Genomic DNA, 3,303 nt, shown 5'->3' on the forward strand with positions numbered 1-3,303 from the left:
CAGCCAAGAAATAATAGCAATGATGGACGGAGCAGAACTTCTCAAGCAATATGCCCTGGGTCAGAGAAATTTTGCCAGTAGCAATTTATTAGAAACAGATCTAATTGCTGCCGAACTGAGTGGGATCGATCTCAGTCATGCAGACCTACGACAATGCCGCCTGGGGAGGGCTAACTTTAGTCAGGCTGATTTTCGAGGTGCAGATCTGAGCGAAGCCTTATTATGGGGCACAGATCTGACTGAAGCTAATCTCGTTGGCGGAGCCTCTCATTTGGAGAATCGAGCGATCCTGCGGGAAGCAGATCTGAGCGGGGCGAAGTTAATTCGATCGCAATTAGTTGGAGCCTACCTGGCCAAAGCCAGTCTCTGTGGAGCCATCTTAGCTGGAGCAAATTTAGCTGGAGCCATTTTAACTGGCGCAGATTTAACTGGTACTCTGCTGGCAGATGCCGATCTACGAGGAGCCACGATGCCCGATGGAAGCATTCATGGGTAGTTTATCCTTGGCTACCAACTTTTAAGAATTGCGTAAACAACGGATTGGTTTGCAGCCGTAGTGATAGGATACAGTCCCATTTCACCTGATTAAAATTAAATTGTGCGTTACCAAAACTTGCTTGTGACCTTAGGTTTACTGTTTGCTTTACTGCCCTCCCAACCAGCAATCGCCCACTCGGTGCTGGAAAAGGTTGTTAACACAGGTGTTTTAACCGTGGGTACAAGTAAAGATGCGTTTCCCTTTGCCTACAAAGACAAAAATGGATGACTGACAGGATACTCGATCGATATGTCCATTCTGATCCAGAAACAGGTCGAGAAAGAACTAAAACGCCCGATCAGGCTCGATCTGATTCCCCTTGACCCCAATGAGCGGATTCCGAAATTGAGAAGTGGTGGGGTGGATATTGTTTGTGATGCGGCTAGCTTTACCTGGGAGCGCGAACGAGATGTTGATTTTACAGTTAGTTATGGCACAACAGGGACACAACTACTGACCCGACGGGGAAAGCAGGGTAAACGGTCTTGGGATGCAGCCGCTTTATCAGGTCGCCTCATTGGTGCTTTGGCTGGAACAACAAATGAACAATCGATTCGCCGCATTCAGCCCAAAGCCCAAATTGTGCTGGTTAAAGATCGCGCAGTGGGCTATCAGTCTTTACGGGACAATAAAATCGATGCCTTTGCCGATGATGGAATTTTACTAGAGGCATGGTTGCAACGAACCGCAAACACTCAGAAATTCGAGCTTGTGAGCAACCTGTTTTCCAAGGAAGGGATTGCTTGTATGGTGCCTGAAAACAACTCAACTTTTTTAGATGTTGCTAACTATGCCTTGATCCGGTTTATGCAGGGCTTTCTGAAAGGGAATCAGCCCTATGTCCAAACATTCGATCGCTGGTTTGGTGCGCGGAGTGTTATGCCGTTATCGAACGATCTGCGCGAGTTAATTATTGACAATATGCGACTGGTGATTGATGCGAAACAGGAGGTGTCCGAAAATGACTTGTAAGTTAGCTAAATCGGCATCTGAAAAATTTGGATTTTTTCAGTGGTTGAAACTTTGCACCAAAACAACCGCACCCGTTTTTGACTAAACTAGATTCATGGCGATCGAGGATAATTATGTCTGAATCGAATTTCAAATCAGAGATCTTCACGGCTGAAGCACTCCTGGAAGCCTATCAAACAGGTCGCCGCAATTTTATGGGCGCGAACTTAATGACTGTTAATTTGAGTCATGCGGATTTGAAGGGAGCAAACCTTAGCTATGCCGATCTGAATGCTGCCGATTTGAGTCACGCGAACTTGCGTGGTGTTGATTTGAGCTATGCTTAGCTATCCACCGCCAATTTGGCAGGAGCCGATCTCCGAGGTGCGATGTTAATTGGTACCGATCTGCAAGCGGCAATTTTGGAGTCTGCCATGTTAGAGGCTGCGGATTATGACCCCAAAACAACCCAGTTTCCCGTTGGGTTCGACCCGCAACAAGCCGGATTAAAATCTGATCGCTGATGGGTTTCGATCGATAATTTTCGATCCAGCTAGTTTGCCTGAAAAAGGATTGCCCACTCAAATAGCTGCAATCTGTGACTTCAGCTAGGAACAATACGGCGAGACATCTTCACCGCATTCATCTGCGAGTTAGGAAAGGGCGCGGAAGCGCAAACCGACAGTTTGGTCGTAGAGCGGATTTAGCTTACACATCGGCGGGATATGAAAGTAATTTGACAGTCAAAGCTGGATTTAGAAAAATGAAGAAATGGTGATCATATGCGCGGACATTTTTTCCGAGTGTAGCTGATACACTGGAGAAACATTTGCCGGAGATTGCTAATTATTTCTTAAATAGAACTACGAGTGGTTTCACCGAAGGTATTAATACTAGAATTAAGTTAATTCTCCGCCAAAGTTACGGTTTTGCTAGTTTCAAATCGATGAGAGAAAAACTGTTGGCTTGCTTATTTAGTAGAAGTTCACAGGACTAACGGAGAAGAGAAGGTGGAATTTCACCAGAACGAGTAGCAGAGACAGATTCAACCAAAAAATCCAGAATATTACGCTCTTGCAGATTGAGAGAAGATCCGACAGTGAGTAAACGAGATACAAACTCGCTGCCAGCAAGAGAATCGGAACCAAAGCTAGTACGTCGCCAAATGACAGCAGGGCGAATAGCTCTTTCAGCCGCATTATTAGTTGGCTCGACTCCATCTTCACGGACAAATAACCACAAAGCAACTTCCAGCTTCAAAAGATTACGGCATGTCCGCACAGTTTTAGCCAATGGTGTTTTTTCATGCTCGCCAATTTGGAGTGCGGCAGCTTCGAGTAAGATGCTCAAAAATTTAGCTTAAATAGGTTCAACCGCCTGGATTAAATCACTTCGAGTGAGTTGTTCATTCCTAAATTGCGGATGCGCTCCGGTCGGGGAACCCGACCATGGAAGCGCACCAAGCAGATACCAAAGATTGAAAAGTAGTTTTTCTTGAGTGAGTAGAGATTCACCAATCTCAGCAGCGGCTCCCACTCGTTCCGAAATTTGAATGAAGTCTCGCTTGAGATGTGCCCAGCATAGTTGTCTGTTAGCAACATTCACCCAGTTATAAGCAGGGCAACGGTCACTCGTAATGAATCCGGCAAAAGCTGCTCCCAAGACAGTTTGAGCCGCAGTACTTGCTCGACTTAGAATCACCTGAAAACAAATGATTAATGGCGTTACAGCCACCCACAACCAGCCACTCGTCTTGGCCGCATTTTGCCCATCTCCATTCCGCTGCTTAAATCCAGTCTCATCAACTCCTACTG

The 3,303-nt window shown here is 46.0% G+C and carries 5 protein-coding genes and 3 pseudogenes; 5 read left to right on the plus strand and 3 right to left on the minus strand.

Annotated features, from left to right (window positions below; translation table 11 throughout):
* From RMO27_RS21480 to RMO27_RS24015, 4 genes and pseudogenes are all read left to right on the plus strand, one after another.
* Nucleotides 1-496: pentapeptide repeat-containing protein (locus RMO27_RS21480; protein ID WP_309736432.1), on the plus strand; the 496-nt coding region annotated here is incomplete at its 5' end.
* A 102-nt stretch (nt 497-598) separates the two neighbouring features.
* Complete coding sequence (locus RMO27_RS21485) at nt 599-766, plus strand: hypothetical protein (protein WP_309736434.1); 168 nt, start codon at nt 599-601, stop codon at nt 764-766.
* On the plus strand, nt 767-1,510 hold the full coding sequence (locus RMO27_RS21490) for an amino acid ABC transporter substrate-binding protein (protein WP_309736444.1): 744 nt from the start codon (nt 767-769) through the stop codon (nt 1,508-1,510).
* A gap of 113 nt (nt 1,511-1,623) precedes the next feature.
* Nucleotides 1,624-2,013: pseudogene (locus RMO27_RS24015) on the plus strand (pentapeptide repeat-containing protein).
* Nucleotides 2,014-2,142: 129 nt separating this feature from the next.
* On the opposite strand, the pseudogene RMO27_RS21505 reads toward RMO27_RS24015, so the two are convergent.
* A pseudogene (locus RMO27_RS21505) lies at nt 2,143-2,217 on the minus strand (Mo-dependent nitrogenase C-terminal domain-containing protein); the annotation flags it as partial.
* A gap of 80 nt (nt 2,218-2,297) precedes the next feature.
* Between RMO27_RS21505 and RMO27_RS24020 the strand changes: the two are divergent.
* Nucleotides 2,298-2,486: pseudogene (locus tag RMO27_RS24020) on the plus strand (transposase); the annotation flags it as partial.
* Here the strand turns inward: RMO27_RS24020 and RMO27_RS21510 are convergent.
* Complete coding sequence (locus RMO27_RS21510) at nt 2,483-2,839, minus strand: transposase (RefSeq protein ID WP_309736440.1); 357 nt, start codon at nt 2,837-2,839, stop codon at nt 2,483-2,485. The pseudogene RMO27_RS24020 and the gene RMO27_RS21510 sit on opposite strands and share 4 nt — an antisense overlap.
* A gap of 9 nt (nt 2,840-2,848) precedes the next feature.
* Nucleotides 2,849-3,303, minus strand: a 455-nt coding sequence (locus RMO27_RS21515) for a transposase (protein ID WP_309736442.1), incomplete at its 5' end; no start/stop codon positions are given.

The organism is Chamaesiphon sp. OTE_75_metabat_556 (genome assembly GCF_031378165.1).
Classification (GTDB): domain Bacteria; phylum Cyanobacteriota; class Cyanobacteriia; order Cyanobacteriales; family Chamaesiphonaceae; genus Chamaesiphon.